At 53.0% G+C, this 24,872-nt stretch carries 6 protein-coding genes and 4 pseudogenes; 9 read left to right on the forward strand and 1 reads right to left on the reverse strand.

The window, feature by feature from the left end:
• The first annotated feature begins 123 nt into the window (after nt 1-123).
• From AC1Z24_RS05910 to AC1Z24_RS05925, 4 genes are all read left to right on the forward strand, one after another.
• On the forward strand, nt 124-462 hold the full coding sequence (locus tag AC1Z24_RS05910; RefSeq protein ID WP_483744908.1) for a hypothetical protein: 339 nt from the start codon (nt 124-126) through the stop codon (nt 460-462).
• A gap of 368 nt (nt 463-830) precedes the next feature.
• Nucleotides 831-2,189, forward strand: coding sequence for a TolC family outer membrane protein (locus AC1Z24_RS05915; protein WP_483746541.1), 1,359 nt, complete (start codon nt 831-833; stop codon nt 2,187-2,189).
• A 272-nt stretch (nt 2,190-2,461) separates the two neighbouring features.
• Nucleotides 2,462-4,618, forward strand: a complete 2,157-nt coding sequence (locus AC1Z24_RS05920; protein ID WP_483744909.1) for a type I secretion system permease/ATPase — start codon at nt 2,462-2,464, stop codon at nt 4,616-4,618.
• The gene (locus AC1Z24_RS05925) at nt 4,611-6,032 is read left to right on the forward strand and encodes an HlyD family type I secretion periplasmic adaptor subunit (protein ID WP_483744910.1); all 1,422 of its coding nucleotides are present in this window, start codon (nt 4,611-4,613) and stop codon (nt 6,030-6,032) included. The genes AC1Z24_RS05920 and AC1Z24_RS05925 overlap by 8 nt, the downstream gene beginning before the upstream one ends.
• A gap of 71 nt (nt 6,033-6,103) precedes the next feature.
• Here the strand turns inward: AC1Z24_RS05925 and AC1Z24_RS05930 are convergent, their stop codons facing one another.
• Nucleotides 6,104-6,628, reverse strand: a complete 525-nt coding sequence (locus AC1Z24_RS05930; RefSeq protein WP_483744911.1) for a tetratricopeptide repeat protein — start codon at nt 6,626-6,628, stop codon at nt 6,104-6,106.
• Between the two features lie 413 nt (nt 6,629-7,041).
• Between AC1Z24_RS05930 and AC1Z24_RS05935 the strand changes: the two are divergent.
• The 5 genes and pseudogenes from AC1Z24_RS05935 to AC1Z24_RS05955 form a co-directional block, all read left to right on the forward strand.
• Nucleotides 7,042-7,398: pseudogene (locus AC1Z24_RS05935) on the forward strand (integrase core domain-containing protein); the annotation flags it as partial.
• A 42-nt stretch (nt 7,399-7,440) separates the two neighbouring features.
• Nucleotides 7,441-7,560: pseudogene (locus AC1Z24_RS05940) on the forward strand (hypothetical protein); the annotation flags it as partial.
• 269 nt (nt 7,561-7,829) lie between these two features.
• A pseudogene (locus AC1Z24_RS05945) lies at nt 7,830-9,044 on the forward strand (cysteine peptidase family C39 domain-containing protein); the annotation flags it as partial.
• A gap of 20 nt (nt 9,045-9,064) precedes the next feature.
• Nucleotides 9,065-9,991 (forward strand): annotated as a pseudogene (locus tag AC1Z24_RS05950) (HlyD family type I secretion periplasmic adaptor subunit); the annotation flags it as partial.
• A gap of 101 nt (nt 9,992-10,092) precedes the next feature.
• Complete coding sequence (locus AC1Z24_RS05955; RefSeq protein ID WP_483744912.1) at nt 10,093-24,777, forward strand: calcium-binding protein; 14,685 nt, start codon at nt 10,093-10,095, stop codon at nt 24,775-24,777.
• Nucleotides 24,778-24,872: the final 95 nt, after the last annotated feature.

A 24,872-nucleotide genomic window follows, 5' to 3' on the forward strand; every position in this document is an offset into this window, starting at 1 on the left:
CGCTGCTTTCAAATTTGCAGTCAAATAACTACCTCTTAAATTTTCAAAAATCGCTCGTCTGGCGCAAGGCCAGTTGTTGGGGTTACTACGTCTGAAATTTGAGAGGGCAGAACGGACTACGAATTGGAGCTGGAAATTTGGTCGCAGGCACATCGTTCGATGTCGGCGCATCTGTTTGGCCAGATGGTCACTGAGGCGGTTGAGAGCTATCAACGGATGCCGGGGCATTCAGAGCTTGAAAGGGTATACGTCAGCAACGTCGGCACGGCTGGCTTCGAGGTACTGGTCGCCGCGTTGGAAAAGCGGGGCATTAGAAAACCTGGGGACGGTGAGGCGTTTATTTCGATGAGAGCGCCGCTGAGGAGGCACATCTATCAAGCTCTGCAATGGCATCTCATGACGTCGTCACTCGCTTCAGACTTGGTCATGGATGATCAGGTTGCACGCGATTTGGGGCTATAACGCGGAGGAGCCAGCATGGCGAGCTGAGATGCGGCGCCTTTCAGTCCTAGTCATGCATAACCTTCAACGCGAAGGAAAGCCAAGAGCTTCATGAAACCGTTATTGAGGCTGCTCCCCGGTTGCTGTGAAAACCTGCATTCTAAAAATACCAGCACTGAGTTCATGGTTCCTTTGGAGAACCATCAAGCTCCCAAGCTTTGGTGACTGCGTGACCAAATGCAACGGCAGCTATGCACCGCTAAAGAGTTTTACGTGCTAGCCGACAAACCTGTCTGGCTGGCATTTAGGTTGTCTGGATGCATTTGGTACATGGAACGTCGATGAAGCACTACTTCCCCCTCTGCACGCTCTCTCTTTGCCTTTTCATCATGGATGGCCAAGAAGCCCTGGCACGTGAGCCACATTCAAAGCACGCTGATCTGCTTGCGGTTTATCAAGCTGCGTCGTTAAACGATGCGAAGCTTTCCGCTGCACGGCATACGTATCAAGCCCAATTGGAAGCAACGCCACAGGCCCGTTCCGGGTTGTTGCCAAGCCTCACGGCAGGTGCGACGACTGAGGTGACTCGGCTAGAACGCGATGAGCCCGCTCTGACAAGGGAGCGTAGCAGCACGACCTTTCGGGCCAACTTGAGTCAGCCTTTGTTTCGTATAGATCGCTGGTACCAACTTAAAGCAGCCGAGTTCACGGTTAGCCAGGCGGCGCTGGAGCTTTCCGCGAAGGAGCAAGAGCTGATTCTGACCGCTGCCCAGGTCTATTTTGAAACGCTGCGCCAGCTTGATGCTAGAGCCGCTGCTGAGGCTGAGGAAGCAGCGCTTTTGCGCCAGCGAGATCAGGCTCAAGGGCGGCTGGAGGACGGGGCTTCAAGCATTACCGACGTTTACGATGCGCAGGCGGCTTACGACAATGCACGGGCTAATCGGCAGCTGATTCAACGCAAAGTCGATGATGCCAATGAGGCCCTGTCTCGCCTGACTAAAGAGTCCTATAACTCTCTTGCTGGCATGGGGCATCAATTGCCGGTTACACCTCCAACACCTAACAATCCGGGGCTTTGGGTGGATGCTGCGATAAAGCAGAACTTCCAGTTGCAGGCTGCCGAGCATGCGGTGAACGCCGCCGAGCAGACTCTACGTCAGCGCAAAGCAGGGCACGCGCCTACGGTAGATGCCGTAGCGTCCTACCGCACAGGCAATAACGATGGCTTTGGCTATAGCAATCCTGCGGAGTCCGGGACAAGCGGATATCGAGGCAACGTTGCCCAGGGCAGCATCGGTATTGAGCTGAACATTCCTCTGTATTCTGGCGGCATGGTCAATTCGCAGGTTCGGGAATCCACGGAGCGGCTGTACCAAAGTCAGGATGAACAAGAAGACCGGCGCCGTGAGGTGGTGCTTAATACGCGAAACGCTTTTCGGGGGATCAATTCGGATATCGAGCAGATAGCCGCGCGCCGTCAAAGCATCCGTTCGGGGCGAAAGTCGGTCGAAGCCAATAAGGTCGGCGTCGATATTGGTTCCAGAAATGTTGTCGATGTGTTGAATGCTGAGCGGCAACTGTACGCCGCCGTCCGAGATTATAACGACGCTCGCTATGACTACATCCTGGACAACCTCAAGCTCAAGCAAGCAGCGGGCTCACTTAGCCCGGACGACCTGAAGTCTCTGTCTGCTTACCTTAAGCAGGACTATGACCCAAGCCGGGATTTTCTTCCCCCGGATCTTTAAGCTCCCTCCAGCATGTCGCTGCTGTAGAAGTGGTCGGATACCTTTCTCATTCCAGGCTTTGGCCGTGGGCTATGGCTGTGTCTAGCCGAGCCTTCGTTGCCGATGTTTTAGCGTCAATTGCAGTGATGCCCATCATTTTTTTGATGGGTGTCAGCGCTTCGTCGCGTCATGTAATATTTTGTATCGGTTCAGGTACTGTTCAGATATATTGTGCTGGCTCACCGCCAGCAATGACTCTGGCGTGCTTGACCTCAATTTTGCAGGGATGCTTCATGACCGCCACGGATCCAGGCGCAGCGTCTAATGACGCCTCATCGATAGACACCGGACTCGCATCGCTCGTGATGCTGGCTCGTTTTCATCAGGTGTCAGCATCCCCTGAACAATTAGCCCACGAATTCTCGTCAGGCGATGCGCTCCAGCCATCCGAGCTGCTCCTAGCTGCAAAAAAATTAGGCCTTAAGGCCAAGTTCGCCAAGGTGGCTATCGACCGGTTAGATCGCACGCCGCTGCCTGCAATTGCTCAAAGTGCAGACGGGCAATTCTTCATCGTGGCGCGCCTAGACCAAGGCAAGGTGCTTATTCACGACCCTCGTTCTCAGCGTCCCGAGATCATTACGATCGAGGACTTCGCTGCTCGATGGGCTGGGCGATTGCTCTTTATAAGAGCGGGAGCGGGGAATGCGGGGGAGTCCTCGCGTTTTGATTTCACCTGGTTCATTCCGGCGGTCGTTAAGTATCGAAAACTTCTCGGCGAGGTACTGCTGGTTTCGTTCGTGCTGCAGATTTTCTCGCTGATCACCCCGCTTTTCTTTCAGGTCGTCATGGACAAGGTACTGGTACATCATGGGTTGACCACCCTTGATGTGATCGCAATTGGCCTAGCGGGTGTGATGCTGTTCGAGTCTGGTCTATCAGGCTTGCGATCCTACGTTTTCGCTCATACCGCCAGCCGAATCGATGTTGAGCTTGGCTCCAAGTTATTCAGACACCTGATCACTCTGCCGCTTTCCTATTTCCAGGCGCGAAGGGTCGGGGATTCAGTAGCGAGGATGAGGGAACTCGAAAACATCCGTAGCTTCATCACCGGTAACGCCATCACCTTGTTTCTCGATGTCTTGTTCTCGGCGGTCTTCATCGCGGTGATGTTCTATTACAGCGGTTGGCTGACGCTGATCGTTCTCTTGTCACTCCCTATGTACATCCTGGTTTCGGTTTTCATTACCCCGGTATTGCGGGCACGCCTGAATGACAGTTTTGCTCGGGGCGCTGAAAATCAGGCGTTTCTGGTTGAGACGGTTAACGGTATCGACACCCTAAAGTCGATGGCTGTAGAGCCTCAAGCCGTTCGTAAATGGGACAACCAGTTAGCGGGGTACGTGGCGGCAGGTTTCAAAACTCAGACCTTGTCGACCATCGCTAACGAAAGCGTTTCTTTGATTGGTAAATTGGTCACAGTGGCCACGCTTTGGGTGGGCGCTCGACTGGTTATCGACGGTCAGCTTTCAGTCGGGCAACTCATTGCCTTCAATATGCTTGCTGGTCGAGTCGCGCAGCCGATCATGCGCCTGGCTCAGTTGTGGACAAACTTTCAGCAAACCGGCGTGTCCGTGCAGCGGTTGGGCGACATCCTCAATACCAGGACTGAGCTGACTCAGGCTACTCGTAGCGCGCTCCCGCCTATCAAAGGCCGTATCGAGTTTGATGAGGTTCACTTCCGCTACCGCCCGGATGGCTCTGAAATCCTCCGAGGCATCAGCCTCGCCATTGAGGCCGGTGAGGTGATCGGCGTTGTAGGGCGTTCTGGTTCCGGCAAAAGCACGCTGACAAGACTACTCCAGCGCCTCTACGTGCCCGAGCGGGGACGCGTACTGGTTGATGGGATGGACTTGGCGTTGGCGGACGTTTCTTCGTTACGCCGGCAGATCGGTGTGGTGCTGCAAGACAACATGTTGTTCAACCGCAGCATCCGGGAAAACATCGCATTGAGTGATCCCGGCGTTCCGTTGGAAGCAGTGATTGACGTCGCGAAGCTCGCAGGCGCTCACGATTTCATCCTGGAGCTTCCTGAAGGTTACGACACCATGGTTGGTGAGCATGGCGCCTCGCTGTCGGGTGGGCAGCGTCAGCGTATCGCCATCGCCCGGGCGTTGATGGGTAATCCCCGCATTCTTATTTTCGATGAAGCAACCAGTGCTCTGGATTACGAATCCGAGCGGATTGTTCAGCAGAACATGAAGTCCATCTGCAAGGGGCGCTCGGTCATCATTATTGCCCACCGTCTATCAGCGGTTCGCGATGCGAATCGCATCGTTGTCGTTGATCGAGGGCAAATCGTAGAACAGGGCACCCACGCTGAGCTGTTGACTCACCAGGCCGGACACTATTCCCGTCTCCATCGGTTGCAGCAGGGAGGTGGCCATGGCTGACTTGCAAAAGTCTGGATTGGGTCAGCGCTACCGCAGAGCTTGGCGCGACTCCTGGCGCCGCCGCAAGGAGATGGACGCGCCCAAGCGTTTGGCGCATGAGGTTCAATTCCTTCCAGCAGCGCTTGAGCTACAAGACCAGCCGGTGCATCCAGCGCCTCGTATATTTATCTGGGTGATCATCAGCTTTGCCAGCCTGTTATTAATTTGGGCGTGTGTCGGAAAAATCGACATCGTGGCCACGGCCAGCGGGAAAGTTATACCGAGCGGCAAAACCAAAATCATTCAGTCGAGTGAGACTGCAGTGGTAAAGGCGATTTATGTGGGCGATGGGCAAGTGGTCAAGGCTGGCCAGCTTCTGCTCGAATTGGACTCTACGTCAGCGGACGCTGATGTCGGGCGTATCAAGAGCGACCTCTTGGCTGCTCGTATCGATAGCGCCCGAGCCGGGGCGATGTTGGACGCCATCAACGGTAACCATGCACCGCGATCATTGGCAGATACCATTCTCGGCGGCGATCCAGAACATGTTCTTGCTGCCGAGCGATGGCTTCAGGGGCAGTATCAGGAATACCGCAGTAACCTGGATCAGGGCGAGGCTGAAATCCTGCAGCGCCAAGCAGATATTCAGGCCGCCCGCGCCCAGGTCGCGAGTTTGCAAAAGACTTTGCCTATCGCGACAAAGCTTGCGCAGGATTATGAGCATTTACTACAGAAACAATATATCGCTCGTCATGCATACCTTGAAAAAGAGCAGGCCCGACTGGATCTGGAGCGTCAACTTACCGTTCAACAGGTGAGTGTTGTTCAGTCCAACGCTGCACGCCAACAGGCAGAGCGGAGAAGGGAAGGTGTTGTTGCTCAGACCAGGAGAGCCATGCTTGATCTGTTGCAGCAGGCTGATCAGAAAGTCGCTTCCTTGGGCCAAGAATTAGCCAAGGCTCGCTACCAGGAGGATTTGACCACCGTCGAAGCGCCAGTCGATGGCACTGTCCAGCAAGTGAATGTCCATACCATCGGCGGTGTGGTTACACCTGCCCAACCTCTGATGATGCTGGTACCGTCAGATGTTTCTGTCGAAGTGGAGGCAATGCTGGAAAACAAAGACGTTGGTTTTGTTCATGTGGGGCAGGATGTCACAGTGAAAGTAGAGACTTTTACTTTTACCAAATACGGAACCATCGATGGAGAAGTCGTTAGCGTTTCAAGAGATGCTATCGAGGATGAAAAGCGCGGTCTACTCTACAGCAGCAAAATTCGTTTGAAAAAGAATCGTTTGTCAATTGATGGTCAAGAGTTCGAGTTGACGCCAGGCATGGCAGTGACTGCAGAAGTTAAGACTGATAAGCGGTTTATCATTGAGTATTTCTTGAGTCCTCTGAAACAACACATGACTGAGTCACTTCGTGAAAGGTAACTTCGGATTGGGCAGCATGAGAGTAGTAGCGCTGCAAAGTCGAGAGCTTTAACAGCGTATATTAGATATGGTTAAATATTTTTTGCAGTTAAAACGGTTGTGCCGTATTGAAGTATTTGAGTTGACAGAGATTTCGCTCTCTCAATGTCTTTGTCGTGTAATTGTCTTGAGATCTCAAATAGTGTGTCTTTGAGGTGGTCTTTATTTGGTGCTTTTGTTAATGCGCTTTGTAGAAGCGCATAGCTAGTCACGAGATTTTTTTCCACTCCTACCCCTCTCTGATATGCGAGCCCTAGATACTCTAGGCCATTCCCTAGCTTGTCTTTCTCATTTGTGGATGAGAGATAGAGGGAAATAGCGCGACCATAGTTTCTTTCGACCCCCAGGCCTCGCTCATATAGCTTGCCGAGTTCTGCTTGTGCTTCGCTAAAACCAAGATCGGAAAGTTCTTCTAAGAGTGTTGCTGCTTTAGAAAAGTTTTTGTGAGGGCTTTGGTCGTTTTGAAGTATTAGGGATAGCTCAAACATTGCCTGAGGGTATTTTTGTGCTGCGGATTGTTTGTATAAATTAAAAGCGGTTTCGTCACTTTTTTCCACGCCGTCTCCAGCAGCATACAGGGAAGCTAGAAGATTTTGAGCTGCTGGGAAGTTGTTATCCGAGGATCGGGTTAGCCATTTTACCGCCTCCTCGGAGCTCTGTTTGATGCCCAGCTGTCGGCGCTGATTGAAAACTGACCCACCCTGCCGATTGAAAATTGACCCAGGGCGGATTGCTGATTTTGGCATCAGCAATTGTGGATAAGCTTAGCAGTCGTGTCCCGGTGGAAGAGGCATTAAAGCCCCACCGCATGTGGGCAGTGAAGTGGATTTTCAGTTTCAACTTCGGAGGGAAGGGCGATAGGCTCGATAAGCGTGCGCACACTCCCAATGCCTTTCCCTATCGGGTAACGGCGCTTCATCAGTCAGTTTGCTTCCTTGAGTTCTTTGCGGTGCGTCTGCGGTTTACGGCTATCCGCGACTTGATGTTGGAAAGCATGGAGAAGCGCTTCGGTCATCAACTGCCTGCAACGCCGCAGTGGCTCAGCGATAACGGTTCGGCCTACACCGCCGAACAGACGCGCCTGTTTGCTCGACAGATCGGCTTGCAGCCGGTGACTACTCCAGTGCGCAGCCCGCAGAGCAATGGCATGGCAGAGAGCTTCGTGAAGACGATCAAACGTGATTACGTGGCGCACATGCCCAAGCCGGATCGGGAAACGGCGTTGCGTAACCTGGCAATTGTCTTCGAGCATTACAACGAGCAGCATCCGCACAGCGCCTTGAACTACCGCTCACCGAGGGAGTTCAGGCGCTTGGCAGTCGATTAAATTAACAGGGAGTTGGTGTCCGGTTTTGAAGGGGCAAGTCCAGACAACCTGAAGCTCAAACAAGCTACGGGCTCTCTCAGTCCAGACGATCTCAAGTCTCTGTCTGTTTACCTTAAGCAGGACTACGATCCAAGCCGGGATTTCCTTCCTCCGGATCTTTAATCTCCCTCCAGTATGCCGCTGCCAATTGGACGGTCAGATACCTTCGCGCTCCATGCTCTGACCACCAACTCTGCCTGCGCTTAGCCCTTTTCTCATCACGTCTCTATCGACGTCCATTGCGGCGGTGCCCGTCATTTTTGATGGGCATCAGCGCATCGTCGCATTGTGTAATATTTGGTATCGGTTCAGGTACTGTTCAGATATATTGTGATAGCTAACCGCCAGCAATGACTCTGGCGTGCTTGACCTCAATTTTGCAGGGATGCTTCATGACCGCCACGGATCCAGGCGCAGCGTCTAATGACGCCTCACCGATAGACACCGGACTCGCATCGCTCGTGATGCTGGCTCGTTTTCATCAGGTATCAGCATCCCCTGAACAATTAGCCCATGAATTCTCGTCAGGCGATGCCCTCCAGCCGTCTGAGCTTCTTCTTGCTGCAAAAAAACTAGGTCTCAAAGCCAAGTTCGCAAAAGTGGCTGTCGATAGGCTGGATAGCACGCCTTTGCCTGCAATTGCACAAGGCGCAGACGGGCAGTTTTTTATCGTTGCGCGTCTCGATCAGGGCAAGGTACTCATTCATGATCCTCGCTCTCAGCACCCTGAGATCATTACTATTGAGGATCTGGTTGCTCGTTGGGCTGGGCGGCTGCTATTCATCAGAACGGGTGCAGGAAATACTGGTGAGTCCTCGCGCTTCGATTTCACCTGGTTCATCCCGGCGGTCGTTAAATACCGAAAGCTTCTAGGCGAGGTATTACTGGTTTCTTTCGTGCTACAGATTTTCTCGCTGATCACCCCGCTTTTCTTTCAAGTCGTTATGGACAAGGTGCTGGTGCACTATGGATTGACCACGCTCGATGTCATTGCGATTGGCCTGGCCGGCGTGATGCTGTTTGAGTCCGGTTTATCGGGCTTGCGATCCTATGTATTTGCGCATACCGCCAGCCGAATCGATGTTGAGCTGGGTTCCAAGTTGTTCCGACAGCCGATCATGCGCCTGGCTCAGTTGTGGACAAACTTTCAGCAAACTGGTGTGTCCGTGCAGCGGCTGGGTGACATCCTCAATACACGGACTGAATTAACACAAGCGACCCGCAGCACACTCCCTCCTATCAAGGGGCGTATCGAGTTTGATGAAGTTCATTTTCGCTATCGCGCAGATGGCTCTGAGATCCTCAGAGGTATCAGCCTCGCTATTGAGGCCGGCGAGGTCATTGGTGTCGTCGGAAGATCCGGCTCGGGTAAAAGCACGCTGACAAGGCTGCTGCGGCGCCTTTATGTACCTGAGTGGGGGCGCGTTCTTGTCGATGGGATGGACTTAGCTCTTGCTGATGTTTCTTCGTTGCGCCGGCAGATTGGTGTGGTGTTGCAGGACAACATGCTGTTCAACCGAAGCATCCAGGAAAACATCGCCTTAAGTGATCCAGGCGTTCCACTAGAAGCAGTGATTGAAGTCGCACGGTTAGCGGGGGCGCACGAGTTCATTCTGGAACTTCCTGAATGCTAGATGCCATTAACGGTAACCACACGCCGCAATCTCTTGCGGACACTATTATCGGTGGCGATCCAGAGCATGTCCTGGCTGCCGAGCGATGGCTCCAGGGGCAGTATCAGGAATACCGCAGTAACCTGGATCAGGGGGAGGCGGAGATACTGCAGCGCCAAGCTGACATCCAGGCTCCCCGCACCCAGGTTGCGAGTTTGCAAAAAACTTTGCCCATTGCGACAAAGCTTGCCCAGGACTACGAGCATTTGCTGCAGAAGCAATACATCGCCCGCCACGCATATCTGGAAAAGGAACAGGCCCGACTGGATTTGGAGCGCCAGCTTACTGTTCAGCAAGTGAGCGTTGTACAGTCAAATGCCGTACGGCAACAGGCAGAGCGGAGAAGTGAAGGTGTTGTCGCTCAGACTAGGAGAGCGATGCTTGACCTGTTGCAGCAGGCAGATCAGAAGGTCGCTTCCTTGAACCAGGAATTAGCGAAAGCTAAATATCAAGAAGATCTGACGACTATCGAGGCGCCAGTTGATGGCACCGTCCAGCAAGTGAATGTCCATACCGTCGGTAGGGTCGTTACACCCGCGCAACCTCTTATGATGCTGGTGTCTTCCGATGTCTCTGTAGAAGGTGAGGCAATGCTGGAAAACAAGGACGTTGGTTTTGTTCATGTGGGACAGCATGTCACGGTGAAAGTGGAGATTTTTACTTTTACCCAATACGGAACCATCGATGGAGAGGTCGTTAGTGTTTCAAGAGATGCTATTGAGGATGAGAAGCGCGGTCTGCTTTATAGCAGCAAAATTCGGTTGAGGAAAAATCACTTATCAATTGATGGCAAAGAGTTTGATTTGACTCCTGTGATGTCTGTGACTGCAGAAATTAAGATCGGCAGCAGGAGGGTCGTAGATTATTTCTTAAGGCTTTAGAGGCAATACATAGCTGAAAGCCTGACTGAACGATAATGCTTTCTAACTCTGAATGGTTACAGGCTTTTCTAGGTTTAACATAAGTTTAAAGGGGATTTTTTATGGGACTTTTCAAAATAGTAAAAAATGGTGCTCAGGCAGAAGCGCACGCATTTAGTGATGGGACGAAGCCCTTCTCACCGGAAAACAAGGAGAATGCTGGTAAAACTATTAATGACTTAGCTGGTATCTTGCCGTTCGGTAAAGGGATGATTGATGGCGACCAAATGGTAGATACGTTCGGTAAGGCATACAGTAAGACTGATCGAGAGATGGCTAAGTATGGCTTGGAACCGGGTGGTGGCACTCCAATTTCTGACCCGAAGGTCGAAAAATCATTAAGGCCTACTCCAACGCCATTTCTTCCCGGTAAGCCGCGGCCTGTAGATCCCTTTGCAATCGATTTAGATGGTGATGGTGTAATTAGTACTTTGGCTATTTCCTCTGGTGTCCATTTTGATATGGATAACAATGATTTTGCAGAGGCAACGAGTTGGGTCGGGTCTCAAGATGGGCTCCTAGTAAGGGATATCAATAATAATGGAGCTATTGATGATGGCAGCGAGCTATTCGGAAGTGATACGCTAATTGCTTCAGGAAAAGCAACTGGTGGATATGAGGCATTGGGTGGCATGGATACCAATGGTGATGGGAGAATTGATTCTAATGATGGGGACTTTGAAAGCTTAGCTATCTGGCAAGATTTAAATAGTGATGGTGTTTCGCAGTCCAATGAAATAAAGAAGCTCTCGCAATTGTCTGTAGAATCAATCGATTTGGCTTATAATACAAAAAATTTTTCAGATGCAAATAATGTTCGTCATGTTGAGTATAGTAGTTTGTCGTTTGATGATGGGCGTAGGGCTTTAACTGAAAGCTTATGGTTTGAGGCTAATCATCGAGATACTATTCCTGTGGAAGTGCATTCGGGAGGTGGGATTTATATTCCGCCTGATGTCGAAGATCTGCCAGATGCTGTTGGCTTTGGGAATGCTTATTCTCTCCATCAAATGATGGCATTAGATTCGAGTGGTCAGTTAAAGCTTTTAGTTAAGAAATTTGTAGATGCGGATAACGCTGACTCAAGAAGAGAGTTGGTTACTGACATTATTTATGCATGGGCTGCGCAAAATAATACAGATCCTAAATCTCGTGGTGAGTATGTAGATGCTCGCCATGTTGGAGTCATGGAGGTTTTTTGGGGGGAGCCACTAGGGGTTACTACACCAAGCCCAGCTTTTGCAATTAGTGTGGAAAATTCCTATCAGGCCCTCTACAAGTCTATTTACTCGCAGTTGATGGTGAATAGCCATGAGGGTTTCTATGTTAACATGGTTGACTTTAGTCAAAATAATGGCATTTGGACTGCTGATTTTTCTAAAGTTTCTGATTATTTTATAGGGTTAGCCCTCCAAGGTGATAGTTCTTTAGCATCAAAGATTTCAGAGTTTGAGTCTACAATTTCGGGAATGAATCCTTATGATACTACCCTTGTTGATTCGTTTTCTCAAACTCTCGATGCTAGCCTTAAAGCAAAGCAGTTAGCTATGCCTGAATTCGATGTCACCATGGAGCGCGCAATAAGGTCTATCGATAACAATATAGTTGGTAGTGGTTCTGATGACTCGATAAATGCTTGGGCTGGTGATGATATCGTTCACGGCGCTGATGGGGATGACGTTATTTATGGGGGAGTGGGGAGTGATAAGCTTTATGGTGATGCTGGAGATGATTTCTTAAAAGGGGGAGTAGGTAATGATGTCTTGCGTGGAGGTGATGGTCAAGATTTGATATATGGCGAGGAGGGAGATGATTATTTATACGGAGATGATGGTAATGATGTTTTGGATGGGGGCGATGGATATAACTACTTATATGGTGGTCGCGGTGATGACGTGCTTTTTAGTGAGGGGGGCGGAGTTCTCAGTGGTGGTGAGGGTAATGATGTTTACATCTATGAAAAGGGAGAGGGAAGTATTTCAATTTTGAATGATGACTCTTTGTCGTCTTCGTTGAATGTTTTGTCGCTGGAAGGGCTTTTGCGTGATGATGTTAAATTTTCGCGTAACGGGTTTGATCTGGTTATAACTATTGATGGTGGATCCAATGCCATTGTTGTTCGCGGTCACTTTGATGTTAATGATTTTAAAGAGTCTCGAGATCAAATAGATCGAGTTATTTTTTCTGATGACTCGGTTTTGGAGGTTTCGGATATTAATAGTCTTGTGTTGTTGGGGACTTCCAGTGATGACTATATTAGAGGTACTTTGGATGGTGATGGTTTAGATGGTGGGGAGGGTGATGATACAATTTCTGGCCAAGCTGGGGATGATATTTTACGTGGTAACGAAGGCAATGACTTACTTTATGGCGGAGTAGGTAATGATATCGTTGAAGGCGGCAATGGCAACGATAGCCTCAGTGGCGATGCCGGTGATGATGTCCTTGATGGCGGAGCGGGCAACGACTCGCTGACAGGCGGAGCAGGTTCGGATACCTATCGCTTCAGCCGAGGCTGGGGCCAGGACTCGATCAACAACTACGACACCAGCACCGACAAGTCGGACGTTATTGAGTTCGCAGCCGACATCCTGCCAGGGGATGTCATTGTCACTCGCTCTTCCAACGATCTTGTTCTCACTCTCAAAGGCACGACTGACCGCATAACGGTCAGTAGCTACTTCACTAACGACGGCGATACCCCGTACAAGCTGGAATCGATCAAGTTCGCCGACGGCACCAACTGGTCGCTCGATCAGGTCAAGTCGATGGCAACGCAGTCCACCGACGGCAACGATTCCATCTGGGGTTATGCCTCCGATGACACCCTGAGTGGCGGACTGGGGGACGATACTCTCTATGGTCAGGCCGGCGATGACACGCTGACAGGCGATGCTGGCAACGACATTTTGTACGGCAATGATGGCAACGACTCGCTGGCAGGTGGCGACGGCGTGGACACGTTGTACGGCGGTGCCGGAGCGGATCTGCTCGAAGGCGGCAATGGCAACGATAGCCTCAGTGGCGATGCCGGTGATGATGTCCTTGATGGCGGAGCGGGCAACGACTCGCTGACAGGCGGAGCAGGTTCGGATACCTATCGCTTCAGCCGAGGCTGGGGCCAGGACTCGATCAACAACTACGACACCAGCACCGACAAGTCGGACGTTATTGAGTTCGCAGCCGACATCCTGCCAGGGGATGTCATTGTCACTCGCTCTTCCAACGATCTTGTTCTCACTCTCAAAGGCACGACTGACCGCATAACGGTCAGTAGCTACTTCACTAACGACGGCGATACCCCGTACAAGCTGGAATCGATCAAGTTCGCCGACGGCACCAACTGGTCGCTCGATCAGGTCAAGTCGATGGCAACGCAGTCCACCGACGGCAACGATTCCATCTGGGGTTATGCCTCCGATGACACCATTAGCGGCGGGCTGGGAGATGACTCACTCTACGGCCTTGCTGGCAACGATATTCTGAATGGCGATGCTGGCAACGATACCCTGAGTGGCGGCGCAGGTAATGACTCGCTTGCGGGAGACGACGGCAACGATTACCTGACCGGCGAGGAGGGCGATGATAGCCTGTCGGGCGGCGACGGCCAAGACACGCTGTATGGTGGTGCCGGAGCGGATTCTCTGGCAGGTGGTAGCGGAAACGATTATCTGATTGGTGATGCGGGCGACGACGACCTCGACGGCGGCGCTGGCAATGACACGCTGTCAGGTGGCGAGGGTTCGGACATCTATCGGTTCAGCCGGGGCTGGGGCCAGGACACTGTAAGCAACTATGACACTAGTACCGACAAGTCGGACGTTATCGAGTTTGCAGCCGATATCCTGCCGGGGGATGTCGTTGTCACTCGTTCTTACAACGATCTTGTCCTCACCCTCAAAGGCACGACTGATCGCGTCACGGTTACTGGCTATTTCACAAACGACGGCGACACTCCGTACAAGCTGGAGACGATCAAGTTTGCCGATGGCACCAACTGGTCGCTCGACCAGGTCAAGTCGATGGCGGTGCAATCAACTGATGGTAACGATGAACTCTGGGGGGATGCAGGGGACAACACCATCAGTGGTGGGCTAGGAGATGACTCACTCCACGGCCTCGCTGGCAACGATATTCTGAACGGCGATGCTGGCAATGACAGCCTGAGTGGCGGCGCGGGTAATGACTCGCTTTCGGGCGGCGACGGCAACGATTACCTGACTGGCGAGGAGGGCGATGACCGCCTATTGGGCGGCGACGGCCAGGACACGTTGTATGGTGGTGCCGGGGCCGATTCTCTATCAGGTGGCAGCGGCAACGATTATCTGATTGGTGATGCGGGCGACGACGTCCTCGACGGCGGCGTCGGTAATGACACGCTTTCAGGTGGGGCAGGCTCCGATACCTATCGCTTTAGCCGGGGCTGGGGCCAGGACACTGTAAGCAACTATGACACTGGTACCGACAAGTCGGACGTTATCGAGTTTGCAGCCGATATCCTGCCAGGGGATGTCGTTGTCACTCGCTCTTCCAACGATCTTGTCCTCACGCTCAAAGGCACGACTGATCGCATAACGGTCACGGGATATTTCACTAACGACGGCGATACCCCGTACAAGCTTGAGTCGATCAAGTTTGCTGATGGCACTAATTGGTCGTTGGATACGATCAAGTCGATGGCGGTGCAATCAACCGATGGTAATGACCAGCTCTGGGGTGATGCTGGTGACAACACCATTAGCGGCGGGTTGGGAGATGACTCACTCTACGGCCTTGCTGGCAACGATATTCTGAACGGCGATGCTGGCAATGACACCCTGAGTGGCGGCGCGGGTAATGACTCGCTTTCGGGAGGCGACGGCAACGATTACCTGACCGGCGAAGAGGGCGATGACAGCCTGTCGGGCGGCGGCGGCCAGGACACGCTGTATGGTGGTGCCGGAGCCGATTCTCTGGTAGGTGGCAGCGGGAACGATTATTTGACCGGCGATGCTGGCGATGATGTGCTCGACGGCGGTGCCGGCAATGACACTGTTTCGGGCGGCGAAGGTTCGGACACTTATCGATTCAGCCGAGGCTGGGGCGATGATACTGTCAGTAACTACGATACGAGCATCAATAAGTCTGACTCTATTGAGTTCGCGGCGGATATTTCGCCGGATGATATTGTGGTCAGCCGCTCTTCGGACAATCTGGTTCTGACATTAAGTGGAACAGCCGACCGCATCACCGTTAATAGCTATTTTTCCAACGATGGTGACACTCCTTACAAACTTGAGTCGATCAAGTTTGCCAACGGCACTAACTGGTCTCTGGATCAGATCAAGTCGATGGCCATACAGTCGACCGATGGTAACGATTCGATCTGGGGCTATGCGTCCGACGACACCCTGAGCGGCGGCCTGGGCGACGATACAATGCATGGCCTGGCCGGCGATGACGTGCTGAATGGCGGTGCGGGCACCGATCAGCTGTATGGCGATGCCGGCTCGGACACATTGTCGGGTGGCGACGGGCAAGACTATCTCTTCGGTGGTGCCGACAACGATGTGCTTGAGGGTGGCAGCGGCAACGATAACCTTTATGGCGAGGCCGGCAATGATGTGCTGGATGGTGGCATCGGTAACGACTCGCTGACAGGTGGTGCAGGCTCCGATATCTACCGCTTCAGCCGTGGCTGGGGTCAGGACTCGATCAACAACTATGACACCAGCACCAACAAAACAGATGCCATCGAATTTGCATCTGACATCTTGCCTAGCGATATCGTCGTCACTCGCTCCTACGATGATCTGGTTCTGACGCTGGGCACAGGTACCGACAAAATAACCGTCTCCAGTTACTTCAGTAACGATGGTGATAACGCCTACAAGCTTGATGAAATTCGGTTTGCCGACGGGACAACCTGGACGCCGGATCAAGTCAAAACCATGGCGGCCTTCAAAAGCACTGATGGTAATGATGTCCTGACGGGTTATGCATCCGACGACAGCATCAGTGGTGGCCTGGGTAACGACACAATTTATGGTCGGGCCGGGAATGACACGCTGTCAGGCGATGCTGGTAACGACACGCTGTACGGTGAAGAAGGTAACGACACCCTCAATGGCGGCGCCGACGCCGATCTGCTCTACGGCGGCAATGGCAATGACACCCTCGATGGCGGCAGTGGAAACGATACGCTCGATGGCGGCATTGGGTCTGATATCTATGTGTTCCGTAAAGGATCGGGCCAGGATCAGATTAATAACTACACCTCGGGCGACACCACAGCCAACAAAATCGATACGGTCAAGCTCGACGGTTTGAATCCTGCCGATATCTCGGTGCGCAGAGAGTCTAACGATCTGGTTATCCAGATAAAATCGACGGGTGATTCGATCCGCGTTAATTATCACTTCAACCAGGATGGTGACAGCGCCTATGCGGTGGATCAGCTTCAGTTCGCGGATGGCACCGTCTGGGATGGTGCGAAACTAAAAACAGAAGCGCTGAAGGCGACTGGCGATAACGATACGCTCATTGGCTATCAGACTGCCGACCAACTCTTCGGGCTCGCTGGTAACGACACACTCAGTGGTCGTGGTGGTGATGATGTTCTGGATGGCGGTGCAGGCAGGGATACCCTCAACGGAGAGGAAGGTAACGATACGCTCCTCGGCGGCGCAGATAACGATGCGCTAAGTGGTGCAGAGGGCAACGATCGCCTCGACGGTGGGACGGGCGATGATTCGCTAACGGGTGGGCTTGGATCGGATACCTATGTTTTCCGTCGCGGGGCGGGTCAGGACACGATTAACAATGGCGTCTCCAACGAGACTAATCCAGACAAACAGGACACGCTTCTTCTAGAGGGACTCAAACCCGCAGATGTAGTGATGAGGCGCGAAGGCGATGACTTAATTGTCCAAATCAAGGATACAAACGACTTTGTTCGTGTAAGCGGACACTTCAGCTCGAACGTTGCATATGGCTACGCAATCGATCAGGTGAAATTCGCGGATGGATCCGTTTGGGACAAATCCTTCATCAGCTCTGCGTTGCTGACAGGCACTGCCGGTGACGACAACATCACGGGCTATGAGACTGCAGATACGCTAAAGGGGCTTGGTGGCAACGACACCATCAGTGGTCGTGCTGGCGACGATGTTCTTGACGGAGGGGAAGGCCGAGATACGCTGAATGGCGAGGAAGGTAACGACACTCTGCTTGGCGGCGCTGGCAACGACACGCTCTCCGGTGGCAATGGTGACGATGTCCTTGATGGCGGTTCAGGAAACGACACATTGAGCGGTGGCAGTGGTTCGGATACCTATGTTTTCCGCAAAGGCTCCGGTCAGGACACCGTCTCGAACTACGCCTCCCCAGACGCAAATCAGAACAAACTCGATGTTGTGAAGCTGGAGGGGCTGACTGCGTCTCAAGTTAGCATCCGTCGTGAGGGGGACGATCTCATTGTCCAGATCACTGAAACGGGCGAAACCCTTCGTGTCTCGTCGCATTTCAGCAACGACGCCTATGCCATTGATCAAGTGCAGTTCGGCGATGGCACTTTCTGGGATAAGACCCAAATCACTGCTGCCTTGCTGGTGGGTACCGCTGGGGATGACACCATCACCGGCTACGCCACCGATGACAAACTGAGCGGGTTGGCCGGTAATGACACGCTTAGTGGGCGAGCGGGCAACGACACGCTGGATGGCGGAGAGGGTAATGACACTCTTAACGGAGAGGACGGCAACGACACTCTGCTGGGAGGTAAAGGGAACGATAGCCTGAGTGGTGGTGACGGCAATGATCTCCTTGACGGAGGCGACGGTACGGATTCGCTTGCCGGGGGCAAGGGCTCTGATACCTACATTTTCCGCAAAGGCTACGGTCAAGACACGATCAATAACTCTGCTTACAACGATACGACTGAAAACAAGCTGGATGTCATCCGTCTTGAAGGCTTGAACGTCTCGGACGTGGTTATCAAACGTGAATCGGACGACCTCCTGATTCAGATTAAAGAGTCTGGTGAAACGTTACGTGTTACCTCTCATTTCAGTGCTAGCGCGATTTCCGGCTATGCGATTGATCAGCTGAAATTTGCCGACGGGACGGTTCTGGACAATGCACAAATCAAAGCCGCATTGCTCCTGGGAACTGATGCTGACGACGTTCTGACGGGGTACAGCACTGATGATGTCATTACCGGTGAGGGTGGCAACGATACTCTTAGTGGTAGTGCAGGGAATGACAAGATCGACGGGGGGGATGGCAAGGATTCGCTCTCTGGAGATGATGGCGATGACCTTCTCTTGGGCGGTTCGGGCGACGATTCGCTTTCGGGCGGGAATGGCAACGACACGTTGAAAGGCGGAGCGGACAACGACTCTCTGAATGGCGGTTATGGTGATGATCTGCTGGATGGCGGTTCAGGCAACGATACCCTATCCGGCAGCTATGGCTCGGACGTTTACGTCTTTGGTCACGGCTCTGGACAAGACACTATCAATAACTCGGCCTATAACGACACCACGGTCAATAAGCTTGATGTGGTGAGGCTTGAAGGGCTTAACCAGGCTGACGTTTCCCTGCGTCGTGAGTCGGACGATCTGATTATCCAGATCCGCGACTCGGGAGAGACACTGCGCATTACCTCGCAATTCAGCGCCAGTGCCATTTCTGGTTACGCGGTCGATCAACTGCTGTTCGCAGATGGATCAACGTTGAACGTTGACCAACTCAAAACGGCAATGCTCGGCGGAACCGAAGAGGACGATTCCCTCACGGGGTTTGACTCAGCAGATGTAATTAACGGGCTGGGTGGGAATGACACCATCAGCGGTCGCGGCGGCGACGATGTTCTGGATGGGGGCGATGGTAAAGATACGCTTTCCGGCGATGAGGGTAATGACACGCTACTCGGCGGTGCTGGCAACGACAGTCTGAATGGTGGTTACGGAAATGACTCTCTTGACGGCGGCGTGGGTAACGACTCGCTGAGCGGTGGGTTTGGCTCCGATACCTATGTGTTCCGCAAGGGCTCAGGCCAGGACACGATCAACAACTCTGCCTACAACGATACGACAGCAGGCAAGCTCGACGTCATTCGATTCGAGGGGCTCAACGCTGATGATGTGCTTATGCGTCGTGAGTCCGACGATTTGATTCTTCAGATCAAGGAGACAGGTGAAGTTCTCCGAGTCACTTCTCATTTTAGCACCAGTGCTATTTCCGGATACGCCATCGATCAGCTCCAGTTTGCTGATGGGACGGTCATGGATAATTCGCAAATTAAACTGTCCATGCTAGGTGGGACGGAGGGTGACGATACCCTGGTCGGCTATGAAACCGATGATGTGCTCAAAGGCTTCGCGGGCAATGACACCATTAGCGGTCGCACAGGTGACGATACCCTCGAAGGTGGCGACGGTAAGGACAACCTTTATGGCGATGAAGGTAATGATGTCCTGCGAGGGGGCGCGGATGACGACACATTAAACGGTGGCAGCGGAGATGACTTGCTGGATGGCGGTACTGGTAACGATTCCTTGGCAGGTGCGTTCGGTTCAGATACCTACACCTTCCGAAAAGGCTCGGGCCAGGACACCATCAACAACTCGGCCTATAACGACACGACGGCTAATAAGCTCGACGTTATCAGGCTGGATGGGCTGAACCTCTCGGATATTTCGCTACGGCGCGAGTCGGACGATTTGATCATCCAGATCAAGGAAACCGGTGAGACTCTGCGAGTGACTCAGCATTTTAACGCCAGCCTGATCTACGGTTATGCGATTGATCAGCTCCAGTTCAGTGACGGCTCGTTCCTGACAACTGATCAGATCACAACCGCCCTGCTGACCGGGACTGAGGGCGACGACACCATTTTCGGTTATGAGTCGGCGGATGTTCTTAAAGGTGCCGGCGGCAACGACACTTTAAGTGGCCGAGCCGGAGATGATGTACTCCTCGGTGGAGAAGGCAAAGACACGCTCAATGGCGAAGATGGTAACGATACGCTGGACGGCGGTGCTGGCAATGACACGCTGAGCGGTGGTTATGGGTCAGATACCTACGTTTTCCGCAAAGGGTCTGGGCAAGACACCGTTACCAACTCTGCCTACAACGACACGACGGCTAGTAAGCTGGATGTCGTGAAACTGGACGGATTGAATGCAGCGGACGTCCTGCTACGCAGGGAGGCAAATGATCTGATCATCCAGATCAAAGCTACCGGTGAAACGCTTAAAGTGGCTTCGCATTTCAGTACCGATGCGATATCGGGTTATGCGATTGACCAACTTCAGTTTGAAGATGGCACGATCTGGAACAAAACCGATATCAGTTCCAACCTGGCAGGCCAGACCTCAGTTGACCCGTTAAACCTCACAGGCACGAGTGAGAATGATGTTCTTACGGGTGGCGCAGGCAATGACACTTTGAGTGGCGCCGCCGGTGATGACTTGCTGGATGGCGGGGCCGGAAATGATCGCTTGGACGGAGGTGCAGGTGATGACACCTACCTGTTCGGTAAAGGATCTGGCCAGGACACGATCTCATCCTACGAGGGGCGAGTGGGTAAGCTAGATACCGTAAAGCTGACGGAGTTGAATGCCTCTGACGTCACGTTGGTTCGCGATGCTAGTGACCTTGTCATTAATATCAACGGCACAGCTGATAGCTTGCGCATCTCGAATCACTTCATTGGTGAAGCCACTTCAGGTTATCAAGTTGATCGTATTCAGTTCGCGGACGGGACGTTCTGGGATCAAGGTACGATCAAGTCTGAAGTCCTGCGTGGCACAGCGGCTGACCAGACGCTGGTTGGCTACCAAGCGGATGATCAAATCGACGCGGGTGCAGGTGACGATATCGTCAGTGGCGGAGCCGGTAACGATACGCTCAAAGGGGGAAGTGGCTCTGACACGCTGAGTGGCGAAGAGGGCAACGACGTTCTGCAGGGCGGTATCGGGAACGACATCCTGAGCGGTGGCGCAGGAAACGACACACTTGATGGTGGCGCTGGCAACGATCGCCTTGATGGCGGGGCAGGTGATGACACTTATCTGTTCGGTAAGGGCGCTGGCCAGGACACGATCTACTACGCCTATGAAAACCGCGTCGGCAAACTCGATATCGTCAAGTTGACTGATCTCAACGCGTCTGACGTTACCCTTTCACAAGAAGGTGCTGACCTGGTTATTCGCGTTAACGGCTCAACCGATAGCCTCAAAGTCATGAACCATTTCCAGAGTGATGCCACAGGCGGATACCAGATTGACCAAATCCAGTTTGCCGATGGCAGCTTCTGGGATCAATCCGTTATCAAGTCTCGCGTACTTCAAGGAACGGACGGCAATCAATCTCTGACAGGCTACAGCACAGACGATGTTATCGATGCCGGGGCTGGTGACGATACGGTCAGTGGTGGCAGCGGTAATGACACGCTATTGGGTGGCGCTGGCGCCGATACCCTTAACGGTGACGACGGCAATGACCTACTTCAGGGTGGCACAGGCAACGACGTTCTCAACGGCGGTGCTGGTAACGATACTCTCGATGGTGGCGCAGGCAATGATCGTCTGGATGGAGGTGCAGGCGACGATACTTACACCTTCGGCAAAGGCTCGGGCCAGGACACGCTGTCTTCGTACGAAAGCCGTGCGGGCAAAGTAGACACGTTGAAACTGAATGGCTTGAACGCCTCAGACATTAGCCTCGCCCGCGATGGCAATGACCTGATCATCCGTATCAATGGCACAACCGATAGTTTCCGTGTTTCGAATCACTTCATTGGCGATGCGACTTCCGGTTATCAGTTGGATCGCATCCAATTCGCTGACGGTTCGTTTTGGGATCAATCGAACATCAAGACACAGGTGCTGAAAGGCTCGGATTCGGATCAGTATCTTACGGGATACGCCGGAGATGACGTTATCGATGCAGGTGCTGGCGATGACACCGTTTACGGCGGAGCGGGTAACGACACGCTATCCGGCAGTAGCGGTGTGGACACGCTTAACGGCGATGATGGTGATGACAAGCTAAACGGCGCCGCCGGTAATGACACCCTTAACGGTGGCGCGGGCGATGACGTTCTCGACGGCGGTGCAGGTAATGACTACCTCAATGGCGGCGCTGGTGATGATACTTACCTGTTCGGTAAGGGCTCTGGCCAGGATTCGATTTACTACGCTAACGAGTCACGTCCAGGCAAGCTCGATACCGTGAAACTACTCGGCCTAAACGCGAGTGACGTTACCATCTCTCGTGAGGGCTATGACCTCATTCTCAAGGTGAATGGCACAAGCGATAGCTTGCGTATTTATTACCACTTCATGGGTGACGCGACGGCGGGATATCAGATAGATCGTATTCAGTTTGCCGACGGCAGCTACTGGGATCAGACGTTTATCAAGACCGAAGTATTGCGAAGCACGGACGCTAATCAGTCATTGACTGGTTACGAAACCGACGACGTGATCAATGCCGGTGCTGGTGATGACTATGTCAGTGGTGGTGGCGGTAATGACACGTTGTCTGGTGAGACCGGTGACGACACCATCAGTGGTGGTGCAGGTAACGACACTCTAATCGGCGGCAGCGGTGCGGACACCCTCAACGGTGATGATGGTGAAGACCTTCTGCAAGGTGGAGTTGGCAATGACACGCTCAACGGCGGGAATGGTAATGACCTTCTTGATGGTGGGGCAGGTAATGACCTGTTAAATGGTGGGAATGGTGACGACATCTACCTGTTCGGCAAAGGCTCTGGCCAAGACCGTGTCTATTACGCCAACGAAGCCCGGGCAGACAAGATCGATACCGTGAAACTGATCGACCTGAACGCCAGCGATGTGAGTCTGTCACGCGACGGATATGATCTGGTTATCCGGGTCAACGGAACAACCGACACCTTCAGGGTCGTTTACCACTTCATGGGCGATGCGACGGCTGGATACCAGATTGATCGCATCCAGTTTGCCGATGGTAGTTTCTGGGATCAAACCGCAATCAAGACGCAGATTCTGCAAGGCACTGCGGCGGATGAAACGCTGTCTGGAACGTCGACTGACGACACCATCGATGCAGGTGCAGGTGACGATACTGTTAATGGTATGGCTGGCAACGACACGCTTTCGGGCGGTGCCGGTGCCGATACACTAAACGGTAACGAAGGCAATGACGCCCTGCTCGGCGGCGCAGACAATGACATCCTCTACGGCGGAGATGGCAATGATGTGCTTGATGGCGGGACTGGTAATGATCGCCTGGACGGTGGTGCCGGAGACGACACTTATATCTTTGGTAAAGGCGCGGGGCAGGACACGATCTACTACGCCTATGAGAACCGGGCAGGCAAGCAGGACACTGTCAAGCTAACTGACCTGAATGCCTCTGATGTGAGCGTCACTCGCGACGGAGTGGATCTGGTTATTCGGGTTAACGGCACGACTGACAGCCTGCGAGTGGTGTCTCACTTCCAGGGAGATGCGACTGCCGGATATCAGATTGATCGTATTCAGTTCGCTGACGGAAGCTTCATGGATCAGGCCGCGATCAAGTTCCAGGTACTGCAAGGTTCGGAAGGCGACGAAACGCTTTCAGGCACTAGCAGTAACGACGTCATCGATGCCGGCTTGGGCGACGATATTGTCAACGGTGGAGGCGGGGACGATACCCTCAAGGGTAACGACGGCGCCGATACGCTCAACGGTGGCGATGGAAATGACCTGCTGCAAGGTGGTTTTGGCAACGATGCCCTTAATGGTGGTGACGGTAATGACGTTCTTGATGGCGGAGCAGGCAATGACGTGCTGAGCGGTGGTAACGGCGACGATACCTACCTGTTTGGCAAAGGCTCTGGTCAGGATACCGTCAATAACGGTGGTGAGGTTCGCGTCGGAAAAACTGACACGGTTAAACTCACCGACCTGAACGCCGCAGATGTGCAGATAAAACGTGAGAACAATGACCTGCTTATCCAGGTCATTGGGAGCTCTGACAGCTTGCGCGTGGCGTCTCATTTTACTGGGGATGCAACGGCTGGGTATCAGGTTGATCGCATTCAATTCGCTGATGGTAGTGAGTGGGATCAAACGACGATCAAGTCGAATGTGGTTCGCAGTACTGACGCGGATGACACCTTGCGTGGATTTGCCACTGACGATGTGATCAGCGCCGGACTGGGGGATGACGTTGTGTATGGTGCAGATGGTAACGACACACTGTCCGGTGGCGATGGTGCCGATACGCTGCTTGGTGACGGGGGCAATGATCATTTACTGGGCGATGCGGGTAATGACACGCTCTCTGGCGGTGACGGTGATGACCTGCTTGATGGCGGGACGGGCAACGATACCTTGACTGGCGGTGAAGGCAACGACACCTACGCGTTCGGCGTCGGTGGAGGGAAGGACTCAATCAACAACTACGGCACGAGCGCCAGCACTGATACCGTTCAGTTCGACGCTAGCGTCAGTCTTGAGGATCTCTGGTTCCGTCGCAGCAGCAACGACCTGGAAGTCAGCATTGTTGATACGCCTGATAAGGTCGTCGTCAGTAACTGGTACTCCTCCAATGACTACCATGTGGATCAGTTCAAGACCGCAGACGGGAAAACCTTGTTGGACAGCCAGGTGCAAAGCCTGGTCGACACCATGGCGTCTTTCGGCGTAAGCGCTGGTGCAGAAAGTAGTTTGACTCAAACGCAGCAGAGTCAGTTGGATGCGGTTCTGGTCGCGAGTTGGAAATAGGGTTGGCTTAACTTGAAGCTGTAAAAGGCGCCCCGGTTTACCGGGGCGTTTTTATATGTGCGCCAGGCATGGCGCGTTGCGCGTAGCGCAACCAG

It is taken from the genome of Pseudomonas sp. JL23, assembly GCF_056933585.1.

Bases quoted from the DNA above. Each gene is read 5' to 3' on its own strand.
- AC1Z24_RS05915 (WP_483746541.1), top strand. From the start codon at position 831: ATGGATGGCCAAGAAGCCCTGGCACGTGAGCCACATTCAAAGCACGCT.
- AC1Z24_RS05920 (WP_483744909.1), top strand. From the start codon at position 2,462: ATGACCGCCACGGATCCAGGCGCAGCGTCTAATGACGCCTCATCGATA.
- AC1Z24_RS05925 (WP_483744910.1), top strand. From the start codon at position 4,611: ATGGCTGACTTGCAAAAGTCTGGATTGGGTCAGCGCTACCGCAGAGCT.
- AC1Z24_RS05955 (WP_483744912.1), top strand. From the start codon at position 10,093: ATGGGACTTTTCAAAATAGTAAAAAATGGTGCTCAGGCAGAAGCGCAC.